This is a genomic window from Odoribacter laneus YIT 12061 (genome assembly GCF_000243215.1).
Classification (GTDB): domain Bacteria; phylum Bacteroidota; class Bacteroidia; order Bacteroidales; family Marinifilaceae; genus Culturomica; species Culturomica lanea.
Map to the genome: position 1 here is coordinate 2153527 of NZ_JH594596.1, position 24555 is coordinate 2178081.

The 24555-nt window shown below is 36.4% G+C and carries 26 protein-coding genes and 2 tRNA genes; 16 read left to right on the forward strand and 12 right to left on the reverse strand.

Annotation, left to right across the window (positions count from 1 at the left end; all coding sequences use genetic code 11):
• Nucleotides 1–10: 10 nt before the first annotated feature.
• From HMPREF9449_RS08955 to HMPREF9449_RS08990, 8 genes are read left to right on the forward strand one after another with little or no spacing between them, the layout of a single operon-like run.
• On the forward strand, nucleotides 11–1369 hold the full coding sequence (locus tag HMPREF9449_RS08955; RefSeq protein WP_009136937.1) for a hypothetical protein: 1359 nt from the start codon (nucleotides 11–13) through the stop codon (nucleotides 1367–1369).
• 15 nt (nucleotides 1370–1384) lie between these two features.
• Entirely contained in the window at nucleotides 1385–1873 is a 489-nt protein-coding gene (locus HMPREF9449_RS08960) for a hypothetical protein (protein WP_009136938.1), read from the forward strand.
• Nucleotides 1874–1883: 10 nt separating this feature from the next.
• Complete coding sequence (locus HMPREF9449_RS08965) at nucleotides 1884–2162, forward strand: hypothetical protein (RefSeq protein WP_040611309.1); 279 nt, start codon at nucleotides 1884–1886, stop codon at nucleotides 2160–2162.
• 2 nt (nucleotides 2163–2164) lie between these two features.
• Nucleotides 2165–3448, forward strand: a complete 1284-nt coding sequence (locus tag HMPREF9449_RS08970; protein WP_009136940.1) for a hypothetical protein — start codon at nucleotides 2165–2167, stop codon at nucleotides 3446–3448.
• The gene (locus HMPREF9449_RS08975; RefSeq protein ID WP_009136941.1) at nucleotides 3445–3906 is read left to right on the forward strand and encodes a phage holin family protein; all 462 of its coding nucleotides are present in this window, start codon (nucleotides 3445–3447) and stop codon (nucleotides 3904–3906) included. Before HMPREF9449_RS08970 ends, HMPREF9449_RS08975 begins: the two co-directional genes overlap by 4 nt.
• On the forward strand, nucleotides 3893–4300 hold the full coding sequence (locus HMPREF9449_RS08980) for a M23 family metallopeptidase (RefSeq protein WP_009136942.1): 408 nt from the start codon (nucleotides 3893–3895) through the stop codon (nucleotides 4298–4300). Before HMPREF9449_RS08975 ends, HMPREF9449_RS08980 begins: the two co-directional genes overlap by 14 nt.
• Nucleotides 4297–4770, forward strand: a complete 474-nt coding sequence (locus HMPREF9449_RS08985) for a hypothetical protein (protein ID WP_009136943.1) — start codon at nucleotides 4297–4299, stop codon at nucleotides 4768–4770. Before HMPREF9449_RS08980 ends, HMPREF9449_RS08985 begins: the two co-directional genes overlap by 4 nt.
• Before the next feature lie 9 nt (nucleotides 4771–4779).
• Nucleotides 4780–5637 carry a radical SAM protein gene (locus HMPREF9449_RS08990; RefSeq protein ID WP_009136944.1) on the forward strand — a complete coding sequence of 286 codons (858 nt, stop codon included), beginning with the start codon at nucleotides 4780–4782 and terminating at the stop codon, nucleotides 5635–5637.
• A 640-nt stretch (nucleotides 5638–6277) separates the two neighbouring features.
• On the opposite strand, the gene HMPREF9449_RS08995 is transcribed toward HMPREF9449_RS08990, so the two are convergent.
• From HMPREF9449_RS08995 to HMPREF9449_RS09035, 9 genes are all read right to left on the reverse strand, one after another.
• Nucleotides 6278–6775, reverse strand: a complete 498-nt coding sequence (locus HMPREF9449_RS08995) for a hypothetical protein (RefSeq protein WP_009136945.1) — start codon at nucleotides 6773–6775, stop codon at nucleotides 6278–6280.
• 9 nt (nucleotides 6776–6784) lie between these two features.
• Entirely contained in the window at nucleotides 6785–8782 is a 1998-nt protein-coding gene (locus HMPREF9449_RS09000) for a portal protein (RefSeq protein ID WP_009136946.1), read from the reverse strand.
• Nucleotides 8779–11319, reverse strand: coding sequence for a hypothetical protein (locus HMPREF9449_RS09005; protein WP_009136947.1), 2541 nt, complete (start codon nucleotides 11317–11319; stop codon nucleotides 8779–8781). Before HMPREF9449_RS09005 ends, HMPREF9449_RS09000 begins: the two co-directional genes overlap by 4 nt.
• Nucleotides 11320–11423: 104 nt before the next feature.
• Entirely contained in the window at nucleotides 11424–11828 is a 405-nt protein-coding gene (locus tag HMPREF9449_RS09010; protein WP_009136948.1) for a hypothetical protein, read from the reverse strand.
• Nucleotides 11812–12057: a hypothetical protein gene (locus HMPREF9449_RS09015; RefSeq protein ID WP_009136949.1), complete on the reverse strand. Its 246-nt coding sequence runs from the start codon at nucleotides 12055–12057 to the stop codon at nucleotides 11812–11814. Before HMPREF9449_RS09015 ends, HMPREF9449_RS09010 begins: the two co-directional genes overlap by 17 nt.
• Before the next feature lie 15 nt (nucleotides 12058–12072).
• Nucleotides 12073–12672, reverse strand: coding sequence for a P-loop NTPase family protein (locus tag HMPREF9449_RS15895; RefSeq protein WP_009136950.1), 600 nt, complete (start codon nucleotides 12670–12672; stop codon nucleotides 12073–12075).
• The gene (locus HMPREF9449_RS15900; protein ID WP_050810413.1) at nucleotides 12659–13354 is read right to left on the reverse strand and encodes a Lin1244/Lin1753 domain-containing protein; all 696 of its coding nucleotides are present in this window, start codon (nucleotides 13352–13354) and stop codon (nucleotides 12659–12661) included. Before HMPREF9449_RS15900 ends, HMPREF9449_RS15895 begins: the two co-directional genes overlap by 14 nt.
• Complete coding sequence (locus HMPREF9449_RS09030; RefSeq protein ID WP_009136952.1) at nucleotides 13338–13649, reverse strand: hypothetical protein; 312 nt, start codon at nucleotides 13647–13649, stop codon at nucleotides 13338–13340. Before HMPREF9449_RS09030 ends, HMPREF9449_RS15900 begins: the two co-directional genes overlap by 17 nt.
• A 4-nt stretch (nucleotides 13650–13653) precedes the next feature.
• On the reverse strand, nucleotides 13654–13908 hold the full coding sequence (locus HMPREF9449_RS09035; protein WP_009136953.1) for a hypothetical protein: 255 nt from the start codon (nucleotides 13906–13908) through the stop codon (nucleotides 13654–13656).
• A gap of 105 nt (nucleotides 13909–14013) precedes the next feature.
• Between HMPREF9449_RS09035 and HMPREF9449_RS09040 the strand changes: the two genes are divergently transcribed.
• Entirely contained in the window at nucleotides 14014–14364 is a 351-nt protein-coding gene (locus HMPREF9449_RS09040; RefSeq protein ID WP_009136954.1) for a hypothetical protein, read from the forward strand.
• A gap of 42 nt (nucleotides 14365–14406) precedes the next feature.
• Nucleotides 14407–15705 carry a site-specific integrase gene (locus HMPREF9449_RS09045; protein ID WP_009136955.1) on the forward strand — a complete coding sequence of 433 codons (1299 nt, stop codon included), beginning with the start codon at nucleotides 14407–14409 and terminating at the stop codon, nucleotides 15703–15705.
• Between the two features lie 128 nt (nucleotides 15706–15833).
• Here HMPREF9449_RS09045 and HMPREF9449_RS09050 read toward each other — a convergent pair.
• Nucleotides 15834–15909: transfer RNA gene (locus HMPREF9449_RS09050), tRNA-Gly, on the reverse strand.
• A gap of 120 nt (nucleotides 15910–16029) precedes the next feature.
• Nucleotides 16030–16112, reverse strand: a tRNA-Tyr gene (locus HMPREF9449_RS09055).
• A gap of 825 nt (nucleotides 16113–16937) precedes the next feature.
• Between HMPREF9449_RS09055 and HMPREF9449_RS09065 the strand changes: the two genes are divergently transcribed.
• From HMPREF9449_RS09065 to rbr, 3 genes are all read left to right on the forward strand, one after another.
• Nucleotides 16938–18341, forward strand: coding sequence for an alanine/glycine:cation symporter family protein (locus HMPREF9449_RS09065; protein ID WP_009136956.1), 1404 nt, complete (start codon nucleotides 16938–16940; stop codon nucleotides 18339–18341).
• Between the two features lie 69 nt (nucleotides 18342–18410).
• Nucleotides 18411–18788: a RidA family protein gene (locus HMPREF9449_RS09070; protein WP_009136957.1), complete on the forward strand. Its 378-nt coding sequence runs from the start codon at nucleotides 18411–18413 to the stop codon at nucleotides 18786–18788.
• Between the two features lie 285 nt (nucleotides 18789–19073).
• On the forward strand, nucleotides 19074–19646 hold the full coding sequence (gene rbr, locus HMPREF9449_RS09075) for a rubrerythrin (RefSeq protein ID WP_009136958.1): 573 nt from the start codon (nucleotides 19074–19076) through the stop codon (nucleotides 19644–19646).
• 58 nt (nucleotides 19647–19704) lie between these two features.
• Here the strand turns inward: rbr and HMPREF9449_RS09080 are convergent, their stop codons facing one another.
• Entirely contained in the window at nucleotides 19705–20688 is a 984-nt protein-coding gene (locus HMPREF9449_RS09080) for a cation diffusion facilitator family transporter (RefSeq protein ID WP_009136959.1), read from the reverse strand.
• A 146-nt stretch (nucleotides 20689–20834) separates the two neighbouring features.
• On the opposite strand from HMPREF9449_RS09080, the gene HMPREF9449_RS09085 reads away from it, so the two are divergent.
• From HMPREF9449_RS09085 to HMPREF9449_RS09095, 3 genes are all read left to right on the forward strand, one after another.
• Nucleotides 20835–22193, forward strand: a complete 1359-nt coding sequence (locus HMPREF9449_RS09085) for an MFS transporter (RefSeq protein ID WP_009136960.1) — start codon at nucleotides 20835–20837, stop codon at nucleotides 22191–22193.
• 88 nt (nucleotides 22194–22281) lie between these two features.
• On the forward strand, nucleotides 22282–23232 hold the full coding sequence (locus HMPREF9449_RS09090; protein WP_009136961.1) for an NAD(P)H-dependent flavin oxidoreductase: 951 nt from the start codon (nucleotides 22282–22284) through the stop codon (nucleotides 23230–23232).
• Between the two features lie 50 nt (nucleotides 23233–23282).
• Nucleotides 23283–24521 (forward strand): M16 family metallopeptidase, encoded by a 1239-nt coding sequence (locus HMPREF9449_RS09095; RefSeq protein WP_009136962.1) that lies wholly within the window; start codon nucleotides 23283–23285, stop codon nucleotides 24519–24521.
• The last annotated feature ends 34 nt before the right edge of the window (nucleotides 24522–24555 follow it).

The following is a 24555-nucleotide window of genomic DNA, read 5'->3' on the forward strand; positions in this document are numbered from 1 at the left end:
AATATCGGTTATGCAAAAAGTGCAATTACGTGGAGATACCTTAATAAGGTGGTTAAAATATAATCCCATTCTTTCAGAACGAGAAATAATACTTGTTGCTACAGACCCGAATGAGCCAACTAATTACAATATGTATAAAATTGGTGACGGACGACGCCGATTTAATGCTCTTCCTTTCCGCGGATTACCTGCAATACAATGCAGAGGCAACTCTCAAACAGATGTAATGAGTCAGAAAGCCGTCACTGATCAATTAATTAAATTAGAAGAGACATTAAAGGAAGTAAAGATTGAAATCGCGGGCTGCAATAGTCATAAACAAAATACAGATAGCGGAACAATTCAACGCAGTTTTTTGATTAATAATATTCTACTGAAATGTTGCTGTAATGGGCTTGTGGTAAGAAATGAATGTGATTGTGAATATGCGGATTTTACGGTAAGAGACTTATATATTAAAGGCAAATTGTATTGTGAGCATGTTGTGGAAGCGGAAGTTGAGCAAGTGAAAATTAAAAATAATTTGATTATTCTAAACGATGGAGAGACGCATACCGGAGTGAAAGATGGTTTTTCAGGAATTGAGATAGATCGGGGGACAGAAGAACATTTTTTTCTACTATTTGAGGAAGAGACAAAGGGTTTACAAGCAGGATTCGGTAGTCAACTCTTTGGAATAATGTGTATGGATAAAGGGTTTCAAAACGGGGATTTAGCCCAATGGGACGCAGAACAAGGGATGTTTGTTGCCTGTAAAAATTTAGATAACGATTATATGCGAATGAAAGGCCCCTTTCACAATGGTAGTTTTCCAGTATGGGATGCTGAACAAGAAATTTTTGTGGAACAAGTTGCCGAAAGTGGGAAAAATTATATGAAAATGTTAACTCCTTTTCAAGAAGGAGAAATCCCAATATGGAATACAGAACAACAATTGTTTGTTCCGGGAAGTGGGTTACCAGATAATGTAATGTTGAAGGGAGAAGGTTTTGAGGATCGGGACGGTGTTGTGTGGGATGAAAGTCATAAACAATTTGTGCCAGGAATACCTTTCGATCCATTATGCCTTAGAAAAAATCGAATTATGGTATTGTCTTCCCTACCGGTCGTCGGAATGGAAGAGGGTGACATCATTATTTTGGATAAAAATGCAGCTACTCCTCCTAATACAGCGGAAGAATTAAACAAAAAAAATCCCTATTTAATGAAAAGTGATATTGTAGATAATGTAAATAGTGAAGAAACACAGAAAGTATTGAGTGCACGTATGGGATACGTTTTAAGTCATTCAACTCCGAGTAGCGAAGGTTGGGGAACAAACGAAGATTTTGTAAAAGGTTTTGAAGAAAATGCAGGAAATTTATTTTAATTAATATTATTAGTTATGGCAGAAGTAAGGAATGTAATGCAGGAATTGGGAGCTTTCCTTGGGGGAAAGTTTGCAAAAATCGGAAATGAATTTGCTCAAATTGGCAATGCATCGGCCGAGTATAATTCATTAGGGAAAATAGAGGCTATTATAAAAGCCTTGGATATAGTTGTTAAAGGAACTGAGGGAAGTGAAGAATTTGATACCTTAACTAAAATCAGCACTTTCCTCAAAACCAATAAAACAGCCATTGCAAGTATCGGCAGCAAGATGAATAAAAGTGATATAATTAATGCCTTAACGGCATCTGATACCACAATTAATCAAAGTAAGGCTTTGGCTGCTCCGCAAGGTAAAATATTAAAAGATACGATTGATACTTTAACCCTTAACGTTAATCAAAAAGCCGATGCTTCAGCGATTTATACAAAAACTGAAATCGGCACAAATGCAGAATTTACTACTGCATTTAATACAACGGCTGGATCTTTGTTTAACTCTTAATGTTGGAGATATGGCAGATAGTATAATGGAACAATTGGGTGCGTTTATTGGTGCCAAACTGGCAAAATTAAAAAAAGTTGCCTTTAGTAATAATTATAATGATCTGGATAATAAACCCACCATACCTACTGTAAGCTCATGGGCATTACAAAAAGAAAAACCGAAATATACCGCTTCAGAGGTAAATGCTATTCCGACCAGCAAAGAAAGCGATTTACTGAAGAAAAGCCGGATATTTAAAACGAAACCAATGAACCCTGAAGAAGGTGATCTTTATATAAAAGTATAATTATGGAAGAGAAGCAAGTAGAGGATATATGTATCTATTTAAAAGGTGAATTTCTTTCATGGAGAGATCAGTACTTTTTTATAGAAAATGAATGGAATCGTTTTGGTTCAGGGAGCGGTATTTTTTATGAAGGAACTTGGCATGTTTTAAAAGATTTACAATCGCAAATGGAAATATTTTTGTTGTATTGTAAGCAAGAAAATATTGCTGTTGGAGAATTATTTCCAGTAGTAAATAAAATCAGTTTTTCTGAAGCAGAGGATTCATTTTCAAATGGTTTATTTTTTTATCACCCCGATGGGAATTTATATATAGTATGTGGTGAAAATATCAGGGTCGTTACAAAAGTAGATCTATTGCCTTATTCAAAAACACTCCCTCCAATTAGTAGTTTACCGACTAATAATGGAGACGTACCAACATCACAAGGCGATGGGTCAATATATACCGAAAGAGATGATAATCCTCAAATTGGGGGTGGTATAGAAAATCCTGACCCCGTTGATCCAGTTGACCCTGAAGACCCTTCAGCAGAATTGAAAACTATAAGTGTTTCAGACCGGATCATCGTAATGAAATGTACAGAAAGTTATATTTTGGTTAAGTACTCGTTTATCCATGATGATATAAAACTTGTAAAATTTAATAACCAATGGGAGGTTATTGGAACATGGACATATACAGGATCTTCCTCTTCTACTTCACGCATAATAAAGGGTGACTTTTGTGAAGCAGAAGGAAGAATATATTTAGCTTATATCCGGGATAACTACGTTTATGTAAAGGGATTGAACTTAGATATTACCTCCAATGCAATTTTTATGGAGGACGTTTCTTCCCGACTTTTATTTGAAAGTCCGAAAATAAGTACAGGAAGTGTTTTTTGGGATGATCATTACAATAATGGAAAAAAGCTTTCTACAAGAGAACTCCTGTTTGTATATATAACCGGAATCAGTTTAGGAGTACCTAAGCAGCAATTACGAGCAGTTATGTATTCAAATCTTCTGAATACAATGCGTGAGATCGGTATGAATGAAAATTTAAATTTTGATGAACAAAATGGGTTTATGTCTCCTATTTGTTATGAAAAATCTGGCTTTTATGTTTTATCTGGAGACAAACTATCCCAATATACTTTAACCTCTGGAAGGGATAGTGCGGTGTTAGAAAAACAGTTTGTGTGTAGTTTTAATTTTACAGAGCGTTATTTTGCACAGGATCTGAGTGATAATTATAATGTATGGGAGTATATAGGTGATAACTATAAAATGCTGACCTCATGATTCAGGAAGTCAAAAATATTATCTACACGCTATGCTGCGTTTTAATGGGTTATATAGATCCTGTAAAAAACGTTGTGCAAGTACTGGCTTTTTTATGTGTTTGTAATTTTTTATGTGGTTTGGTTGCAGGACTTCTTTGTAACCGGGAAAAGTTTTCATTTAAAAAGGCTTTTCATTGTTTTATAGAAGTTGCCATATATGTCATGATCGTTTCTTCTATTTACCAAATCGGAGACACTTTAAAGGATGAAGTAGAAGCAACCTATACGGTCAAAATCGTAACGTATGTGATGCTCTATTTTTATAGTAAAAATATTCTTAAAAACTTAGTCCATTTATTTCCTAAAAATCAGGTTTTTTATTGTTTGGATTATTTATTAGGATTGGAGTTTGTGAAGCATATTCCTCATTATTCTGAAAATTTGAAATCAAAAAACAAAGATTATGAAAATCATTGAAGGAAGAATCAGCAGCCCTTTTGGAGACCGGATACATCCAATTGAAAAGAAATTGAAATTTCACAATGGAATTGACATTGCTTGTTCTATTGGTACACTCATTTATTCTCCTATTGAGGGGAAAATAATGAAGGTTTATTTTGACCCGTGCGGAGGAAATACCTTAATTATTGGAGATGAAAATAATATGCGTTTCGGTTTTTGTCATCTTAGTAAAGTATTTTTTCCAGAAGGCACCAGAATAAAAAAAGGTCACGCCATTGCGGAGAGCGGAAACACTGGGAGGATAACGGGAGCTCACGTACATTTTACAGTTAAGGAAGACGGCCAATGGCAAGGTAGTGAATATGTCGGTGGTAGATGGGTTAATCCAGAGAAATATTTAGAATTATGAGATTTGTTATCATTATAGGGATAATTCTGGTTTTATTGAGTTGTAAGGCTTCCAAAGTGTTTACAGACAATTCCCAAACGGTAATGACAGTTGACAGTAGTTGCATTAAGAATAGGCAACTAAGTATTGATACGAGTTTAATCAATATCCTACATCAGAAAGAATTAAAGGAGTTGATTATCCACTATTATATGTTATTACCCGACAGTTTACAAATAACAGGTAAGCCAAGAGAAACATATCTTTTTAAAGAAGAGATATACCGGGAAAAAGTTGAAAATAAGAATACTGAAATCCAGAATAAAAAATTGGCTCAAACAGAGCGGGATAGTTCTTTTGTGCAGATATATAAAGATGACCAAAAGGCTATTGTAAATGAAGAAAAAAAAAGATTTTCAAATAATTGGTTCATTCTCCTCATTTTTATTGTATTATGTCTGATAGTTATCCGTGGGAGGAATCGGTATTAAATTAAGGTTATGAAAGTGATAAGAGTATTTCCGCGAAAAACAAGTGCGACTCCCGATGATAGTAGTGTAAGAATAAGGACAATGCCAACATTATTCGATGAAGCGGATGAGGTTCACATATCTACCACATTCACATGGGATTTACAATGGACAGAGAAAGCTGTAAAGCAATGGCGGGGTGTAGGTCGTGTAAAAGTAGGTGGCCCTGCATTTTATGAGGAAGGCGGAGAATTTACGCCCGGAATGTATTTGAAAGAAGGGTATGTAGTAACAAGTCGGGGATGTCCAAATCGTTGTTGGTTTTGCAGTGTGCCGAAACGAGAAGGGTATAAGGTTAGGGAATTAAAAATTCGGGACGGCTGGATCGTTATGGATGATAATTTATTAGCTTGTTCAAACGAACATATTGAGAATGTTTTTAATATGTTGAAAAGACAAAAGGTACGACCTATATTTACAGGTGGCTTAGAAGCTAAATTATTAAGCCGAAAAATGGCCGAAAAATTGAAAGAATTAAAGCCTCAAAGATTGTATTTTGCCTATGATACTCCGGATGATTTAGAATTTTTAAGAGAAGCCGGAAAATATTTAAGGGAATCCGGCTTCAGTGAAAAAAGTCATTGTTTACGTTGCTATGTACTTATTGGATATAAAGGAGATAGTGAATTAAAAGCATTTAAGCGTATGCAAGAAACTTTTGAAGCCGGATTTATGCCTATGGCCATGCTGTATAGGGACGATAGTGGTAAATACGATAACCATTGGAGGAAATTTCAGCGTCAATGGGCTAATCCAATAATTACTTATTGCAATTGTAATAAATATTTTAGAGATAAAAAGAATAGTCGGTTAGAACTATATTGTTAAACCGACTATTCAAAAAAGCTAATTTTCAGTAATCCAAATTTCTGATTCATTCTTTTATCACAAAGAAAACATTAGCTTCCCCCTGGTTGCTTTCTCCCAAGTCACCCCTCTTTGATGGCGGCACCCCACACTTTATAAATAGCCACGCTTTTTAGATTGCAGTATTTTAACCTGTTTTTCAGTTATTGAACTATATGGAAAATAGTCCACGCCTATTAAGCTTCCGGATAACCGTCCGATATGTATCGAACTTAGCGGACTGAAGGAATACGGTTAAAACAAATGCAAAAAAAGCGTGGACAATGTTGCAGCTTCCCTCAGGTTCCGCTAAGACCCCATTATCGACTACAACACGCCCACGCTAACTGTATATATACATTTATCCTTAGTATATAATCAACGTAGAAAATGTGTTTAAGTTTCGATAATGTCTAGAATTTAGCGGATTCGAGAAAGACAACTTAATGCACAGCTTTCGAGCATTTCTATTTAAAAGAACTACTTATCTCCTATGTTAGGAGTTCACAAAGTAATATAAAATCATTCAAATATGCAAAAATTATAAAAAAAATTATGTTTTGTTATTATAAAATAATTTTATAATCTAATTCGTATTAGGAAAGTGAATGGTAAGGATAGACTAAAAAAGCCGGTATGGTCTTCGGAGGGGTTTAATTCTTCGCTCCAATCGCATAGAAAGATTCTCTAAGTTTTTATCTGCTCTCTGTTTAAAGGTTTGGGCTTCATTTGGTAGTTTAGCTTCTAACCAACGATAGATTACCCACGACACAAGATAATTATAAATCGCCCTGTCGATACCAGAAGTTGCTTGCTGTGCAAACGAATCAGGCATATTGAGAATTGTATAAAAATCCTCATCAAGTTTTGTTGTATTTTCATACTCTTCTCCTCTTTGTATCGTATTTTGTCTAATATATGGCGAACATTTGTCATTTACGGTTTCAATGGCTTCTTTGAAGAAAGTACGGAATATTAGCAATTGATCTTGGTCTAAAATAATAGAATCCATCAGGTGCCCTTGTCCTTGACTTTGATATATTTTAGCCAAATTAATTGTTTCATGTTCTACCCGACGACGAATCTCTGCGGAACTTATCCAAATATCGATTAATATCATGGTATTTTATTATTGATTTTCTGCTGGATTGAAATGTGTTATATTATTAAGTTGTTGTAAGGTTTGCGGCGGCAAATTCTGATCTTTTTGTTCATCTGCTACAGTTCTTTTTAACTCATTTTGCTGTTGTTGAACTTGTGTTTTAAAATCGCGAATCGATTGTAAAAGTTTGTCAGCGAAAGGGAATGAACCATTTTCGAGTAGCATTTCAACATTAATTTGTCCCATCTCTAAGAGGCGTAGAAGGAGTTCGTTTTGAGTAATCCGATAAGCCGGAGTGGCTACACTTTCACATATAGAAAGATCAAAATCAATGTTCCTAACTTTTTCTGGATTAAATATTTTAGCTTCATGTGAATAGGTGCTACCCACAATATTTAAGTAACGGATGTCTGTATAGTATTGTTGTTGCAGCTTCATAATTTTAGTATCCCTGTCTTCCCGAAGTTGCCGAAAGGATTCAAGTACATCTACAAGATTTGTCGCAGAATTCTGCGTTTGCTGATTATATAATGCAGCGGGGGTACCTGACTGTGGTTGTTGTCCTTGTAATGCACCGTATACTCCTGTAACATCTTTATAAAGTTCCATCTGTAAGCGAAGCATTTCAAAAGCTCCGGTTTGGGTTGTGTTTGCAATAATTTGTTGGGGAGGCGGTACACCAGGTAGTGGTTTGTAGTAAATAATTCCATTATAGCTTACCCATTCCTCTGCTATTTCTTCCATGCTCATTGAATCGGGCTTGCAGTTCTCTGGAAACATCAGCACACCTTTGGCCGCTGCTCCCATGATGAAATCCTGCATAGTTATTAATCTGTTGATGTATCGGTTTTGGTCTATAGCATCACCTACAAAGCTATGTACTTCACTGTCAAAAAAGGGATAGATTTTAAAAGTATAGGGATGACTTTTGTGCCAATAGGGTGTTTCACCCTCCTTCAAAACGTCACCAAAAGGGGAAAGAAAGCGATAGTACCAGTAACGATCTATAAACCATTCATATTTTATGAGTTTCAAATTATTCTCTTGAATACCAAACGATAGTTGTTCCGTTAAACGACGGTTGTTTTCTTCTATTATCCGGGATTCGTCATTGATTTCTATTTTGTACCATTCCCCTGTAAGGGTGTCGTGGACACGAAGTCGCTCCTTTGTTTCTTTTTGCCACACTTCAATCACTCTGCACCGCGACATGTCACTGGGTATAAAAAAGTCCATGTTTTTTAAACGTTCATCTGTCAGGGTATTTAGGTTTTGGGTTAGCAATTCTGTATCCGTTGTTTTGTACAATTCTCTCAGATATTTTGCTTTATATCGAGACCCGTCCGAAAAATTAGAAATTAAATCATTTAAGGCAATATCATGAATTTCTCCAATTAATGAACAATCCCAATGTCGGACGTCTTCCATATTCGGGTCAAAAAATATACGGTTATAATTGATAAGATCTGTCCACACGTCCATAAGATCCATACTATCTCGCCATCCATAGGTGGTTTTAAAAAAAGTAGTACCAGTGATTAAGAAAACTTCTAAAGCACGACGATCTAATTCCCATAGCTTATTCCGTTGATAGTTTGTTTGTATGGCGGCACTCATCATTTCACCCAATTTCTGCTCATCACGGTCACGTGCCACACAAATTGATTCAGTTTGAGTCGTTGCAAATTGCCCTAATACAGAACGAACTAATCCTCTAATAAGATTGTTTTTTAACGGGACTTTCCCTTGAGATTTAATATAATTTTCTTCTGTTATTTTTTTGCCTGTAACAGGATGACGTATATAATCTCCCCATTGATTACCAAAAGTATACATACGACATCTCTGCGCTTCTTTGCGAAAGTTGTCAAGTGAAGCATAAGCATTGTATGCGCTAAGTAATACTTCCCTATTTTTCGATGTATAATCAGCAGAACAAGAATCTATAATTTTATTCTTTTCTTTTCCGGTAGCCACATATTTTTTGTAAATGGCTAAATTGATTTTATCTTGTCCCTTCGTCATTTTATTTTGTCATTTAAATAGGTGTTATACCACGTTGTTTCAATATAGTCAATACGACTATCGGAGTTTAATTCACCACCAAACAGTAGTGAAAAGTACCTGTATTTGTTTGCAGTAAGTAGACCTGTATCTATATCTCGATATTTACCTGCTTTAATTTTTTGGGAAGATTTTAAGACAAAATTTGATGCATCAGTAGAAGAAAGAGTAAATAGTCCTGCCTCTGAAGCTACATTCAGATAGGAACGAAATAAATAACGCTGGAGATTTTTAAATCGTTGTGTGTTGAGTTTTAAAGGACGAAGAAGAATAAGAACTGAAACAGAGGAATTGGTTTCATCGGAAATATTCAAAATTTTATTATTTACAATACCAAACAAATATGGAAATGAATTATATACGGGTAAAAAAATGTGGGTATTCATGTACCAAACTTGTGTGTTTAGGTTATATACATAAGCATAGGGAACTGATCTACTTATAATCAGAAGTTCATTTTCTTGATAATTGTAATGAATTGTTATATCGGGTCGTTGAATAAAGTCCAGATAGGAAAGAGAGTCGAATATTAATTTAGGGAAAAGTCTTTTTTTTATATCCTGAAAATGTGGGATTTGCATGAATGGTTTCGTAGTATTTAATTGAGAGGAAATTGCAACCGGTGTACTGCCAGTAATTAAAAAAGCACCTCTGCTTGTAAGAAAAAAAACTGCACCTGCTACGTTTTTAATTGTACCGGGCAATGCGATTTCTTCTGCTACAGGAACAACATTACTATAAACAGTACTGCCTGAACCTATTCCAAAAATATAAATACCTAAGTTTGTAAAGACATATAATGGGAATTGACCAAATTGTCCTTCAGAAACAGGAATAGCATTTGTTGCCATACCGATAACTTTGCCATTTACAATATAAGTGTTTTCGTTTAGAAAAATAAATGGATTTTGAAGTGCTGAAACTTTAATCTTATTTTCTTCAGAAACATGAAGCAATATAATTGCATAAGTAAATTTAAAGGTAGTTTCAGTGAGAATTGTAATATCTTCTAAAGAAGAATCCATGTAGTAAGCTAAATTCAGATTGGGATGAGGTTTCAATGACAAGGTTCTTCTTTTTAGTATCATATCATTTTTATCGGTGAAAGTTATAACGGCTTTACTAGCACGGGAATCGGGGTAAGAAAAGAAAGGGTTGATATAATAGTATTCTATGTCTTCGCTCTGGCTAAGAACGTAGGAATTAAATGAAGAATCAATATTTATATAAATTTGGATAAAAGCTTTTTGAATTTTTATTAATGTTTTGTCATCTTCAGGACGTTCAGAAGAACCTGGGCGTCTTCCTAGGGTCTTTTTATTAACAACGAAATTTTGTAATTTGAATCCGCGAAAAAAATGGGTCTGAATGTTAGCAATATGTAGGCGTTGATTATATGTGTAAGTATAAGCGGCTGAAAGGTTGTGGTGAGAAAAACTATCTACAGGTAAAGTCGGTTGATGAACCAGATTTTGAAGTGTTGCTATATCAATTTTTTCAGGGAATATAACTTTCAAGTTGTCTGATTTTAATGATAAGCTTTTAATTAAGTAGAAATTCGTAACATTATCAATGTTTTTTATTATAGCGGTTTTATCAATATCTTGAGGACGTATTGATTTACGAGTGTATGGATTGGGTTTTTCTGGTGGCGTTATGTTTATAATAGAGTCTTCAATTTTTTTAAACTTTTCTGTTATAACCCCTAATTCCTCTGAAATAAAAAAATCTATATCTGTAATTATATCATTCCAGTCTGAAAGATTGTATATCTCCATTTCACAAGAAAGATAAAACAATTCTGCATTTGCTGTAGAACTTTCTTTTATAAATGTATTATTATCGTAGGCAAGTATGGATTTATATGGATGGAGGGGAAAACAAGGAAAAATGAAATAAGGAGATGAATGAAGCATATAAGATCCGTCATACATCCTAAGCGCATACCGCAATAGGTAAGCTCCGCATAAAAGATAAGCTGAATCTTCTTTCCACCGATTTTTGATAATCATTGCCTCCATTGCAGCTTGTACATCAGTAACAGAACCTTCTATAGCAGTAAAATCTGTTATTGAATTAGAAACAATACATTGTATTGTAGCTTGCGGAAAGGGAGGTTTGAATCCAAGTTGTTTATAGTAACCATTTTTATAAAGTAGATAATAAAAGCCTTCTCCTGTTGAGAGAATAAGTGTATTACCAATATGTTCTATATGGGTAATAGTAGCAGACAATTCACATACTAATTTAGGAGAGTTTAAAATATCCGTATATAATTGTTTCTCCTTAACTGCAATCCAGTTATTTATTTTATTATTTGAATGAATATAAACAATATCATAAGTATCTTTGAGGGTTGCATATTCTTTCCCTTCTGTAACTGGATGAAAAGACTGGTCTTTTTTACGCAAATTTATTAAATAGAGCATATCGCCATCCGATGAAGTTGAATCGGGTAAAGCATGGCTTATGCCGTTGAGCACTATTTTTGTCTGCATGAACTATCATTTTTATTGAGATTATGTGTTTTCAGCAGAATATGCAAGTTGTAAATTAAGAATTAAAAAGTGGACCATGCCTATAAATAGCCCACTTAATAGCCTTAAATTGGAATATCAAAGTTTATAAAATTCGGTGGTAAAGTATGTCTTTCAATCTCAGCACATTGAAGTAAACGATTACAGATGTAAATTTTTGATTTATGATTTTCGGTAATTTTTTGAAGAAATAATAAGCTATCGTTTTTAGAAAAAGAGTGCGTAGTTGAAAAAAAGAAATAATCAGCACTATTTACAGCAACTTTATATTGTCCATAGGTTTCGGAGAAATCATGTAGAATAAATTTTACAAAAGTTTTGTAACCAGCTTCATGAATTTTATGAAGTTTCATTAACTGTTCAATGTCATTGGAGTTGATATTATGAGGTTGGATTATAATTCCATAAATGTTATTTTTATCTGTCAGTTGAGGCTGATAAATGTTGATATATTTAAACTTTGTTTTCATGGCTATTTTGATTATAAGGAGTTATTGATAGGATTTTAAGTTTTGCCTTTTTCAATTTTTTTATTGTAGCATTTAATTTAGAAGGCGACACTGAAATAATTCTTTTACGTGCCGGAGTAACTTCATAGACAATACTAATATTGTCCTTTGTTTTTGTCTCTGCCTCGCGAAGAGCTTTAATTGCTTCATCGTGTTCTTCCTGGCAATGCTGATGATAAGATTTGTTCATAATGAAAGTTAGTAGTTATGTTTGTATTCTTCTGGAAATTCCTATCAGGGGGATAATATTGAACATTTCCTGTCTTCTATCGCGAATAAAATCACCATAGAGGTTTTCTACACCATTGGCATCGAGATTGGTTGTTATAAATGTTTTAATGCCGAATTCTTGCCATAAGCTGTATCTAACGTGAAGAATATGCTGCATTACATTGATTTGGGTTTTATATCGATATACAGGCACTGGTTCACGACCCAATTCATCAAAACCCATATTTATAGCACCATTAGGATAATTATTTTTACCGTAAGTGTATGAATCTAAGCTTGCTCCCTCTGAAAAAGAAGTACAAATGTGTGTACAGGAATGTAGTAAAAACCCTTTTCTTTCCCGAATGAGATATTTTGAGAAGATCCGGAGTAAAGTGGATTTACCTGTACCTAAGTTGCCTTCCAGCCAAATACCTTTTTTGTTATTTAAATGTCCCGGACGATTTGTAAAATAATTAAAAAGATCAGCTACAACCGACCGATTATTGTCGTCTATTATGAAACAGGGACAAAGAGAACGTGCAAATTGTATAAATTCATTTTTAATTTTAATAATATCTTCAGGCTTTTCCATATTCCGTCGTTTTAATCGGTTGTTGTGTTTTTTCATTGGCTTCCCATGTACGAATGGCCGCTTGCCAGTCTTTCATTTTATTTTTGCCAATCATCCAATTTTTTGCAGTGTAATGATTGATAAATTTTATAGGATCTATATTATTTTTCCTTTTTAAGCAGTAAGCCTTAACCCGTTCTAAAGTTGGGGGAATGATATTTCTTTCCTTCGGTTCAAGGGGGGATTTAGGGGGAATATAGTTAATTTTTATTTTATTTTTTTTATTCTTTTCTTTCTTATTAGTATTACGTTCGTTATTCGACAGTAATACATCCGTATAAAGTTTACTGTTATCACTGTCAAATGAATGCTTTTCCCATCTTGCAGCAATGCTCTGACGTGCCTTTTCGCTTTTTTCCTGTCTCTTTTTTAAGCGTCGAAGCACGGTGTTGGAATAAAATTTTTCACCTTTGAAAGCAAAGAGTTCAAAATTTTCTATTATGTCTTTAATTGTTTCGTAATCAGAATGTAATTCAAAAGAAATACGTTCGTATTCTGATCGAAGTATATAACCACCGTTTTCGTATAGCATTTCTACTATACACCAATATGCACCAATTCCTAACAGAGCATATCTCATCATCAACTTAACCATTTTAGGATCATTGCGAGCATAATAATTATGACTAAAATATTCCATCATATTCTTCTTTATTTTCCGGAGGAATGATTCCATAAACCCGATCCACATAACTTAATGAAGCAAGAAGCTCTAATCGTTCCCGTGAAATTTTTATAGCACCATTTCGTTTGCCAGAAATTTTTAGTGGAGTTATCAGTTTTTCTTTTATCCAGAGTTCCACATTTCTCCTTTTGTAAATTTTGTAAGCTTGTTTAAGTGTTAAGAATTTAGGCAAAACACCCGTATCTTCCAGACAACGTTTATATCCGGCTTCATAAGCTTGTGAAATAAGATTAGTTATATGGTGGGTATCCATTTATTTAATCTTTAAGTTGTGCCTCTAATACAGAAGTTTCTCCCATAGCCCGCTGTCTTTCTACTGATAGCTTTAATGCTTCATTGTAAATAATTCTATTGAAATAGTTACTATAGGGATTTAATGTTGACGCAACAGCAGAACGTGAAAATTGAATTTGATATTGTTCCTTAATTCTTTGAATAATTACATAGAAATCGCCTCTCCGAAGGCAATTCTTTATTTTTTTAATTATTTCTGTATTTTTTTGTTTGTTCATATCTATAAATGTTTATATTTGTACAAATTTTTATACGAGTATATAATTATTTATTACATAACAAAATAATATGTTATAATTAACCTATTTTAACATTATTAATTCATGGATATATCAAATACAACAAAAGACAGGTTGAAAGTTTTTTTGAAGTATAAAAAGCTCACAAACCAAGAGTTTTCGGAAGTGACAGGGTTGTCAATAAGTTTTATAAATGCACTAAAAGAATCTGATTCTATTGGAAGTTCAGCCTTTAAAAAAATATATATGGCCTTTCCAGATCTTAATCTTTATTGGTTGTTAGGTTTTCAAGGACATGAAATGTTAAATGAAAATAATCCAAAGGATTTGTCTAGACTGAAAGAGGAAAATGAGTATTATAAGAATGAATTGATTAAGAAAGAAGGACAGATTGAAATGCTAATGACATTATTAAATAATAAACAGGAAAAATGAAAAAGGTAAGAGTTATGATGTTCAATTTTAAATTAAATGTTTATGACAACATTCAAAGCAGTAGTACAACATTCGAAAAGGGATCAAGCTAGATTTCAGCTTTACATTCGTATTACGAATAAAAGAATTCCAGATTATTTAAAGACAAGTTGGTATGTTACACTTGATAACTTTGATGACAAAGGAAATCTCAAAGATTTGCAATTACAAACTGCAGTTAATTTATTTATTCTGGAGCTTCAGCAAAAGATCAATAAGAGATTTGGAATAATATGTAATGTAACTGGCAAAGAGATTGTGAAGTATCTGGAGAAAGATTTACAACCAGAACAAATAGATTTTCTTAAATTTTTTGAAGGTATTATGAATCAAATGATTCACGATAACCAACCTTCGGGCGAAAATTATAAAGCCAGTTTTAATCATTTAAAAAGGTTTATCAAAAAAGATAAACTTCCAATTGATTTGATTACAGTAAGTTTTTTAAAAAACTTTGAAAAGTATTTATTAAAACAAGCACAAGAGAAAGGATTCAAAGGTCATAGGTGTGTTTCACTAACGTTGAGTAATGTACGTCATGTATTCAACTTAGCTATGGAGGAGTATAATGACAAAGTGAATGGAATTGAACCCATTAAACATTATCCTTTTACAGAAATTAGTATAAAAGACCCAATTTGTTCTCGACGTAAATCAATTGGCAGGGAAGAAATCAATAAAATCATTAATTATAATGGTTTTGTAAATTCCCGTGATAAGCTTGCACAAGATTTTGTCTTATTGTCGATTTGTTTAGCAGGAATAAATGCAGTTGATTTATATACTATGGATTCTTCGTGTTATGAGAGAGGACGGCTGAATTATAACCGAAGTAAAACAAAGGGTTCAAGAGATGATGAGGCATATATGTCCATTGCAGTAGTAGATGAGGTGAAGCCATTGTTTGCAAAATATGCAGACGAAAGCGGAAAACGGTTATTTAATTTCTATCAAAGGTACCGTAATAATAAAAATTTTATTAAAGCTGTGAATAAGGGTCTGAAACATATATGTAAACAATTGGATTTACCATCTTGTACAACATACACCTTCAGGCGTAGCATTGCAGAAATAGCTTCTGATGATTTGTATATATCAACAAGTGATATAGCCCTTATATTAAATCATGTAAGTGCATTTAAAACTACAATGATCTATACAGGCCGTAGTTTCAAAAAAGTAGACGGAATAGTTAGAATGATTCTTAATTGGATACTATATGAGAAGTATACCCCTTTGATACCGCAAAAAAAACAAATAAAGAAAGGAAAAAAATCTACATTACTGGTTTATCATGCGTAAAATCTTGTCTAAACATTGTCTAAACATTTCAAGCAATTTGTACACAAAATCCGTGTTCAGGTGTACAAATGAAAAAGAGGTACAGCTTCTTACCATACCTCTAAATTCCTGTTTATTAATTAATTAAGTGGAGCGGAAAACGGGACTCAAACCCGCGACCCCCAGCTTGGAAGGCTAGTGCTCTATCGACTGAGCTATTTCCGCAAAATAGTAGGTTACCGTTCTACAGAATGGAATCGCCTTGCTTGCCGATCCCCGAGAAGGAACCAAATAAATCTTAAAGAACGAAAAAGAAATACTTTCTCTTACTGACTTCAAAATTCGTGGGGAGAGCAGGATTCGAACCTACGAAGACATAAGTCAGCAGAGTTACAGTCTGCCCCAGTTGGCCGCTTTGGTATCTCCCCCTCCGCTCAAAGAACTTTTGCTTTTTGCGCTTGCAAAGATATACAGTTTTACAAAAAAAACAAAGATTTCTCTAATAAAAATGCAAAGGGATACGCTCTCCAGAAAAATAGCTACTTAAAAATCTTTTCTCCCGCTTTTCCTAACCGCCGATCCGTTCGAAAAATTCCTCAAACATTGTTTTCCTCTTTTGTATCCCCTCTCCTTCCAACTAGTAAAATTCACTAAAACGCCTTCCATTAAATAGATGCCAATCTATCGTCTTTAAGTTTAGCCCGATCGTCATTCGCCCCACACAAAATTATTCAATAAAGCTTTTTTCCAAACAACAAACCAATCCCTCCGATTCTCCTCCCATTTTTCCAAAGAATACGCATGCTGAAGAGAAAACTGGTAAAATAAAATCATAGCCTTCCCTCACCTTCCCTGTCGTCCCCCAATGGTAAATTTAGTCGGATACTGTCCCAGTATGCCAGCGTAAACCCTATCATATCGCGGACAGAGTCCGCTTTCCATGTTTCCCGCTTAATCAGCCACTTCTCCGTAAAAAATATCGGCAGTTTCCAAAAACAATTTTTCTTTACTTCCGAAATAAGGATACAACACTCTCGTGCAATACCGATAGTTTGACAAACAGCTGTCATAAACAATCCCTCCTACCCTCTCTCTCCTAACAAAGTAAATATATGCTGTAAACTAAAAAACGTCGTAGGCATAATTGAACATTTGTCTTTCAGAGATAGACAGGAAAATTTAATCTGCCAAGAAGGAGACATTTAAGCAAATCTCTCGTATATTTGTAAAAATGAAGTGAAAAAAGACAAATTATGCAAGAATCGCTCAATAATTGGGTTATTTTAATCAACGACTGGATATGGACTTTTTTGATCATCCTCCCCTTAATTTGTACGGGTTTGTATTTTACTTTCCGTTCACACTTCATTCAATTCCGGAAAATAAAAGAAATGTCACGGCTGCTTGTAGAAGGAGTCGCTGGAAATAACAATAAAAATGCAGTTTCTTCTTTCCAGGCTTTTTGTATTGCCACAGCTTCCCGGGTAGGAACAGGTAATTTAGCAGGAGTCGCCACGGCATTGGCTTTGGGAGGAGCGGGCGCAGTATTCTGGATGTGGCTGATCGCTTTAATCGGCTCTGCCTCCGCTTTTGTCGAATCAACTTTAGCGCAAATCTATAAAGAAAAAGGAAAGAAATCTTATATCGGAGGACCGGCTTTTTATATGAAAAAGGGGTTAAAGCAGAAATGGATGGGTACTCTTTTTGCCGCCATCATTATGGTCACTTTCGGCATGGTGTTCAATTCGGTACAAGCCAATACCATATCTTTGGCATTTCAGGAAGCCTTGGGCGTAAGCCGGCTGTGGCTGGCTATTTTACTTACTTTTTTCACAGTTCTGACCATATTCGGAGGGATTCACCGGATAGCCAAAGTTTCAGGAATTATCGTACCTATCATGGCGATTGCCTATATTCTGGTAGCCTTTTTTATTCTGATCACTCATCTGCCAGCCATCCCCTCCCTCATTCGTCATATTTTCGCCAACGCTTTCGGCTTTGAACAGATTTTAGGTGGCGGAATCGGAGCAACCATTATGCAAGGAGTAAGACGGGGACTTTTCTCCAATGAGGCCGGGATGGGATCTGCCCCGAATGCTGCGGCAACAGCCTCTGTTTCCCACCCGGTAAAACAAGGTTTGATTCAGGCTCTCAGTGTCTTTACTGACACGCTAGTGATCTGTAGTTGTACGGCTTTTATCATCTTACTTTCAGATATACCCTTGGACGGAAGTTTAAAAGGCATTCAATTGACACAAGCCGCTTTAACCGGAGAAATCGGAATATTCGGAAAATATTTCATCGCCTTCTGTATTCTGCTATTCGCTTTCAGTTCTATCGTTGGAAATTACTCCTATTGCGAAACAAATCTTTTCTTTATCAGCTCTAAACCGGTTTATCTCCAACTTTACCGGATCGGAGTCGGAGCCATGGTATTGTTCGGATCCCTCGCCGGGTTGGATCTGGTATGGAACCTGGCCGATCTGTTTATGGCAATAATGACTCTGACCAACCTGATTGCCATTCTACTTCTGGGGAAAATTGCCTTTAAAGCCTTAGCCGATTACAATCGCCAAAAAAAGGCAGGTATAAAAAGCCCGGTCTTTAAATCCGCCTCCATTCCGGAACTCGATGAAGAAGTTACGGAATGGAAATAAAAATTTCCCCGTATATTTTTATAAATTTGCCTGACGAATCATTAATAAAGATTTTCATTTTTAAATGTCATGAAAAAAATCATCAATTCTCCCAAAGCACCGAAAGCAATCGGTCCTTACAGCCAAGCTGTAGAAGTAAACGGAACCCTCTATATCAGCGGTCAATTGCCCGTCGATGTAAATACCGGTAAATTCGTAGAAGGCGGCATCAAAGAACAAACAGAACAAGCCCTGAAAAATATCGGTTATATCCTGGAAGAAGCCGGTTACTCCTTTGAAAACGTAGTAAAATCGACTTGCTTATTAAGCGATATCAGTGATTTTGCAGCGATGAATGAAGTTTATGCCCGGTATTATAAAACCGATTGTCCTGCCCGCGCAGCCTTTGCTGTAAAATCTCTCCCGATGGGGGCCTTAGTGGAAATCGAAACAATAGCAGCCAAATAAGCACCCCGGCTAAAAGGGAAGGTCTGTAAAGCTCCTTTTCAGACCTTCCCTTTTTGCCGGAAATACTCGTTCTACTATTTCTTCTCTGAAAATTTCAGAGAAACGTTTATCCCTTACAGACTTACAAGGAAAAATACCCAAACAGGTATGCCGAAAAGGGAGATTTTATTGAAAAAAACTATAATCTTATAAAAAATAAAGATTTGTTTTATCAATAGAATCCTCGTATACTTGTAGTGTCAATAAAGAGGTGTGTCTGAAATCATTTATATCAATAATCGAACTATGAGTATCAAAGGAACTAAAACAGAACAAAACCTGTTAAAATCATTTGCAGGTGAATCACAAGCCCGGAGTCGTTATACCTTTTTCGCCAGTGTAGCTAAAAAAGAAGGATTTGAACAAATTGCGGGCGTCTTTATGGAAACGGCCGAACAGGAAAAAGAACATGCTAAAAAGTTCTTCAAATACCTTGAAGGAGGTATGGTGGAAATTACCGCCTGCTACCCTGCCGGAGTCATCGGTACGACAGCAGAAAATCTGAAAGCCGCTGCTGAAGGAGAAAATGAAGAATGGGCCGATTTATACCCGGAATTTGCCCGCATAGCTCAAGAAGAAGGTTTTCCTCAGATAGCCAATACTTTCAAGCAAATCGCTAAAGTAGAAGCAGAACATGAGGCCCGTTACCGGACACTATTAGGTCGCGTAACGGAAGGCAAAGTATTCGAGCGCGAAGAAGAAATAGAATGGCAATGCCGGAATTGTGGTTACGTTATCAAAGGCAAAAAAGCTCCGCTGAAGTGCCCGGCATGCGAGCATCCTCAAGCGTATTTTGAACCGAAGAAGAATAATTATTAATCCTTGGTTTATAAAATATTTCCCCGGTAATCGTTTCAAATTTTTACCGGGGGAAATTTTAGACAATAGCTTCCTCCGTTTCCGTAATTTTTCTAAGTGTAAATTCTTTTATATCCACAAAAGAATGCAAACGGTAACCGCAATCTGTCAACATACAATGAGGACAATGATTCTCTTTACAAGGATCGGTATGAATATTCAGCCGGATATGTTCCGGAAACTTTTCAGCGATTACCTTTCCCACTTCTGCGCATACGGCATGTCCTTTCCGGATATTATAATACCAAGGTAAGGTCAGATTACAGTCTATAAAATAAGCATTTCCGTATTTCAAAACCTTCACCTCCTGGATATCTATCCAATCTTCTCTTCGGTTGATTACGAGTAAACTCAACATGTATTTCAGTAATTTCATATCGGCCTTATCCATCAAATTAGCTATCGTTTTACGTAAAATAAGAATACCCGTACGTACAATTATAAAACCGAAAATAAGGGCTAAAATGCTATCAATCCGGGTAACGCCGGTCCAGTATAACAACAACAAACCGCTGACCAAACCGATTGTCGAATACGTATCGGATTGTAAATGTTTTCCTCCGGCTATCAAAGCTATGGAATCATATTTCCTTCCGACACGGATGCTGTACCAACCCAATACATAATTTACTGCTCCAGCCAAAGCTACCAACATAATCCCCACGTCCAACTTTTCCAGCAGGGAAGGATAAAACAAACGCCTGATTCCTTCGTAAATGATAGCTAAGCCAGCTAAAAAAATCAAAATACCTTCTGTGGAAGCAGAAATCAACTCGACTTTCCCATGTCCAAAAGGATGATCCGCATCCCGAGGTTTCGCAGCTACATTTAAACTATACAAACTGATTAACCCGGCTACGACATTTACAATACTCTCCAAGGCGTCAGTCAAAATACCGACTGAATTCGTCACCCAGAAAGCGAAAAATTTCCCGCATAATAAAAGGACGGAAATCAATACAATCCGTTTCTGTACCTTTATTTTAATCCGATCTTCCCTCATATCCCCACATACGAAGATGCTCTTGTAAAAGGTATAAAAAATCGTTTTTAATATTTTTAAAATTCTTAAACTTTATTGCAATATCGCATATTTCTTTTAACTTTGGCTGTCTTGCTAAGCAATTTAATTCATAAACATATTCAATCATGATCGAAAAAATACATCAAACACTAAGAGACTCTGCAGTAGCCCGTTGGTCGGCTTTGGGGGTAGTCGCATTTACGATGCTTTGCGGCTATTTTTTAACAGACGTAATGGCTCCATTAAAACCGATGCTGGAAGCCCAGTTGTTATGGGACAGTACAGATTACGGAATTTTCACAAGTGCCTACGGCTGGTTTAATGTATTTCTGTTGATGTTGATTTTTGGGGGTATCATCTTGGACAAAATGGGAGTCCGGTTTACAGGCTTGGGAGCTTGTTTTTTGATGGTAATCGGTGCCGGCATCAAATATTACGCTATTTCGGATTTTTTCCCATTGGGAGGACAAATTTTTGGTATTAACTCACAAGTGATGATTGCCGGTTTAGGTTATGCCATCTTCGGTGTCGGAGTAGAAACAGCCGGAATTACCGTTTCCAAAATCATTGTAAAATGGTTCAAGGGCAAAGAAATGGCTCTGGCAATGGGCTTGGAAATGGCTACAGCTCGTTTAGGGACTTCCCTGGCGTTGATTATTACCGTACCCCTGGCAGATACTTTTCAAAGTGTATCCGCTCCGATTCTGCTTTGCCTGATCATGCTCTGTATCGGAACGATTGCCTTTCTAGTATATACGGTGATGGACCGGAAGCTGGACAAATCCATTGACGAATCGGATGCAGAACCGGAGGAACCTTTCAAAGTAAAGGATATATGGGAAGTCATGGCAAACAAAGGATTCTGGTTAGTAGCTTTATTATGTGTCTTATTTTATTCTGCCGTTTTCCCTTTCCTGAAATATGCTACGGATTTGATGGTCAATAAATATGCGGTAGATCCGAAACTTGCCGGAATCATCCCCGGCCTTCTTCCTTTCGGAACCATTATATTAACCCCCTTATTCGGTAATTTATACGACCGCAAAGGAAAAGGAGCAACAATCATGATGATCGGAGCAATTATGCTAATCTGTGTACACGGTTTATTTGCATTACCTTTATTAAACGAATGGTGGTTTGCTACCCTTGTCATGATCACTTTAGGGGTTGCCTTTTCTTTAGTTCCTTCTGCCATGTGGCCTTCTGTACCTAAAATTATTCCGGAAAAACAGTTAGGGACGGCTTATGCTCTCATTTTCTGGGTACAGAATTGGGGATTAATGGGTGTACCTGCTTTGATTGGTTGGGTATTAGATCGCTATTGCAAGTTAGGGGGAGAAGGGCAGCCGGCTTACGATTATACGCTTCCTATGATTATTTTCACCAGTTTCGGAATATTAGCTCTTATCGTAGCTATTATGTTGAAACGGGAAGACAAGAAAAAAGGCTACGGCTTGGAACTTCCGAATATTAAAAAGAATTAAAGATCAGCCTTTAGTAATAAAGATAGCGGAAGCCTTTAAAAGTTTCCGCTGTTTTTTTTGTAGATTTGTTGAAATAATCTGAACTGTTATGAATAGAATTAAACAACTTTTTCATATTAAATATCCCATCATCCAAGGCGGAATGGTTTGGTGCAGCGGTTGGAAGCTCGCCTCTGCCGTCAGTAATAATGGAGGTCTGGGCCTATTAGGAGCAGGTTCTATGCATCCGGAAATCTTGGTAGAGCACATCCGTCAAATGCAAAAGGCTACCTCCAATCCCTGGGGAGTAAATGTACCCCTACTTTATCCGGAAATAGATCGCCTGATTCAAATACTGATTGAAGAAAAGGTGAAAATTGTCTTTACTTCTGCCGGAAGTCCCAAAAAATGGACTTCTCTGTTGAAAACCCACGGTATGACAGTTGTACACGTAGTCAGTAGCGCCCTCTTTGCACAAAAGAGCGAGGAAGCTGGAGTAGATGCTATCGTAGCCGAAGGTTTTGAAGCAGGGGGGCATAATGGCAGGGAAGAAACAACAACCCTGACGCTAATTCCCAATGTAGTGGCCCATTGCAGCTTACCCGTCATTGCCGCCGGCGGTATAGCTTCCGGAAAAGCAATGGCCGCCATGAGAATGCTGGGAGCCGAAGGTGTACAGATCGGCAGTCGTTTTGCCATAGCTACAGAATCTTCTGCCCACCCGCTTTTTAAAGAAAAAGTGATTCAAAGCGCTGAAGGAGACACCCTACTACTTCTAAAAAAACTAGCACCAACCCGGTTGCTGAAAAACGAATTCTTTACCCAAGTCAAACAACTGGAAGATCAGGGAGCCGATGTGTCTGCCCTCAGTCAGTTGTTGGGAAAAGGCCGTGCCAAAAAAGGCATATTTGAAGGCGACCTCGCAGAAGGAGAACTGGAGATCGGACAAATTGCCTCCATGCTATATCAGCAGGAATCCGTAGCCGACATCATCCGGGATATCGTAACGGAATACAATCAATGTATGCAAAACGGTAAAGATTTTGAATTGGAAAACTAAAACCCTATTATTCCGTTAATGTTATAGTCACTTTAATTACTGAACATTTTATGATAAAATTTTCCCGCCATATTTTAGAGAACGGTCTTACGGTGTTGTGTAATACAGATCCTGGAACCCCCTTCGTATCTGTAAATATATTGTACAAAGTAGGGGCAAAAAACGAATCGCCGCAAAAAACCGGTTTTGCCCACCTGTTTGAACACCTAATGTTCAGTGGCTCGGTACATGTAAAAGATTTCGACCGGGAAGTGCAATTGGCAGGAGGAGACAGTAACGCCTATACCACCAACGACTATACGAATTATTACATCACCATTCCGGCCGAAAATCTGGAAACGGCGCTCTGGCTGGAATCCGACCGGATGTTGGGCTTAAATCTTTCTTCTCAAGCTTTAGATGTCCAAAAGCATGTAGTTATTGAAGAATTTAAACAACGTTATCTGAATGCTCCTTATGGGGATATCTGGCTTAAACTCCGTCCCCTGGCTTATCAGGTACATCCTTATCGTTGGCCAACGATCGGAATTTCTCCCGAACATATCGAAAAAGCGACAGAAGAAGACGTAAAAACATTTTTCCGGGAACATTATACACCCGACAATGCTATTGTCGGTATCAGCGGAAATATAGCTGAAGACAAAGCCTTGAAACTGGTACAAAAATGGTTCGGGGATATTCCTTCCTCTGGCTACCGGCAACCTCTCCTCCCACAGGAACCTACTCAAACAGAAGCCCGGAGATTGGTTTTATCCGATAATCCTGTTCCGGCTGATGTGATCTATAAAGTATACCATATGGGAAGCCGGATCTCTGAAAATTTCTATGTCTGCGATGTGATTTCCGATATCCTGTCCAACGGACAATCTTCCCGGCTCTACCGCCACCTCATTAAGGAAAACCGTCTTTTTTCAAGCATAGACGCTTATGTGACCGGAGATACCGATCCTGGTTTATTCGTATTCAGCGGTAAATTATCCGAGGGAAGTACTGTGGAAGCTGCAGAAGCCGCCATGGAAAAAGAATTGAAAAACTTTATCGAAACCCCTGTTTCCGACCGGGAACTTCAAAAAGTCATTCACAAAACAGAAGCCCGCATCAGCTTCAGCGAAATTAATTACCAATCGAAAGCAAGTAATCTGGCTTTTTTTGAATACTTAGGTGATGCGGAACTCATTAATAACGAAAATAAAAAATACGAACAAATCACTTTAGAAAAACTGAAAGAAACAGCCCGGGAACTATTCCGTCCTGAAAATTGTTCTACTTTAATCTACCTTAAAAAATAATCTGAATTCAAATATTCAACCGATTTATATGCCT

Coding starts and splice junctions, on each gene's coding strand:
- HMPREF9449_RS08955 (WP_009136937.1), top strand. CDS start 11: ATGCAAAAAGTGCAATTACGTGGAGATACCTTAATAAGGTGGTTAAAA.
- HMPREF9449_RS08960 (WP_009136938.1), top strand. CDS start 1,385: ATGGCAGAAGTAAGGAATGTAATGCAGGAATTGGGAGCTTTCCTTGGG.
- HMPREF9449_RS08965 (WP_040611309.1), top strand. CDS start 1,884: ATGGCAGATAGTATAATGGAACAATTGGGTGCGTTTATTGGTGCCAAA.
- HMPREF9449_RS08970 (WP_009136940.1), top strand. CDS start 2,165: ATGGAAGAGAAGCAAGTAGAGGATATATGTATCTATTTAAAAGGTGAA.
- HMPREF9449_RS08975 (WP_009136941.1), top strand. CDS start 3,445: ATGATTCAGGAAGTCAAAAATATTATCTACACGCTATGCTGCGTTTTA.
- HMPREF9449_RS08980 (WP_009136942.1), top strand. CDS start 3,893: ATGAAAATCATTGAAGGAAGAATCAGCAGCCCTTTTGGAGACCGGATA.
- HMPREF9449_RS08985 (WP_009136943.1), top strand. CDS start 4,297: ATGAGATTTGTTATCATTATAGGGATAATTCTGGTTTTATTGAGTTGT.
- HMPREF9449_RS08990 (WP_009136944.1), top strand. CDS start 4,780: ATGAAAGTGATAAGAGTATTTCCGCGAAAAACAAGTGCGACTCCCGAT.
- HMPREF9449_RS08995 (WP_009136945.1), bottom strand. CDS start 6,775: ATGATATTAATCGATATTTGGATAAGTTCCGCAGAGATTCGTCGTCGG.
- HMPREF9449_RS09000 (WP_009136946.1), bottom strand. CDS start 8,782: ATGACGAAGGGACAAGATAAAATCAATTTAGCCATTTACAAAAAATAT.
- HMPREF9449_RS09005 (WP_009136947.1), bottom strand. CDS start 11,319: ATGCAGACAAAAATAGTGCTCAACGGCATAAGCCATGCTTTACCCGAT.
- HMPREF9449_RS09010 (WP_009136948.1), bottom strand. CDS start 11,828: ATGAAAACAAAGTTTAAATATATCAACATTTATCAGCCTCAACTGACA.
- HMPREF9449_RS09015 (WP_009136949.1), bottom strand. CDS start 12,057: ATGAACAAATCTTATCATCAGCATTGCCAGGAAGAACACGATGAAGCA.
- HMPREF9449_RS15895 (WP_009136950.1), bottom strand. CDS start 12,672: ATGGAAAAGCCTGAAGATATTATTAAAATTAAAAATGAATTTATACAA.
- HMPREF9449_RS15900 (WP_050810413.1), bottom strand. CDS start 13,354: ATGATGGAATATTTTAGTCATAATTATTATGCTCGCAATGATCCTAAA.
- HMPREF9449_RS09030 (WP_009136952.1), bottom strand. CDS start 13,649: ATGGATACCCACCATATAACTAATCTTATTTCACAAGCTTATGAAGCC.
- HMPREF9449_RS09035 (WP_009136953.1), bottom strand. CDS start 13,908: ATGAACAAACAAAAAAATACAGAAATAATTAAAAAAATAAAGAATTGC.
- HMPREF9449_RS09040 (WP_009136954.1), top strand. CDS start 14,014: ATGGATATATCAAATACAACAAAAGACAGGTTGAAAGTTTTTTTGAAG.
- HMPREF9449_RS09045 (WP_009136955.1), top strand. CDS start 14,407: ATGACAACATTCAAAGCAGTAGTACAACATTCGAAAAGGGATCAAGCT.
- HMPREF9449_RS09065 (WP_009136956.1), top strand. CDS start 16,938: ATGCAAGAATCGCTCAATAATTGGGTTATTTTAATCAACGACTGGATA.
- HMPREF9449_RS09070 (WP_009136957.1), top strand. CDS start 18,411: ATGAAAAAAATCATCAATTCTCCCAAAGCACCGAAAGCAATCGGTCCT.
- rbr (WP_009136958.1), top strand. CDS start 19,074: ATGAGTATCAAAGGAACTAAAACAGAACAAAACCTGTTAAAATCATTT.
- HMPREF9449_RS09080 (WP_009136959.1), bottom strand. CDS start 20,688: ATGAGGGAAGATCGGATTAAAATAAAGGTACAGAAACGGATTGTATTG.
- HMPREF9449_RS09085 (WP_009136960.1), top strand. CDS start 20,835: ATGATCGAAAAAATACATCAAACACTAAGAGACTCTGCAGTAGCCCGT.
- HMPREF9449_RS09090 (WP_009136961.1), top strand. CDS start 22,282: ATGAATAGAATTAAACAACTTTTTCATATTAAATATCCCATCATCCAA.
- HMPREF9449_RS09095 (WP_009136962.1), top strand. CDS start 23,283: ATGATAAAATTTTCCCGCCATATTTTAGAGAACGGTCTTACGGTGTTG.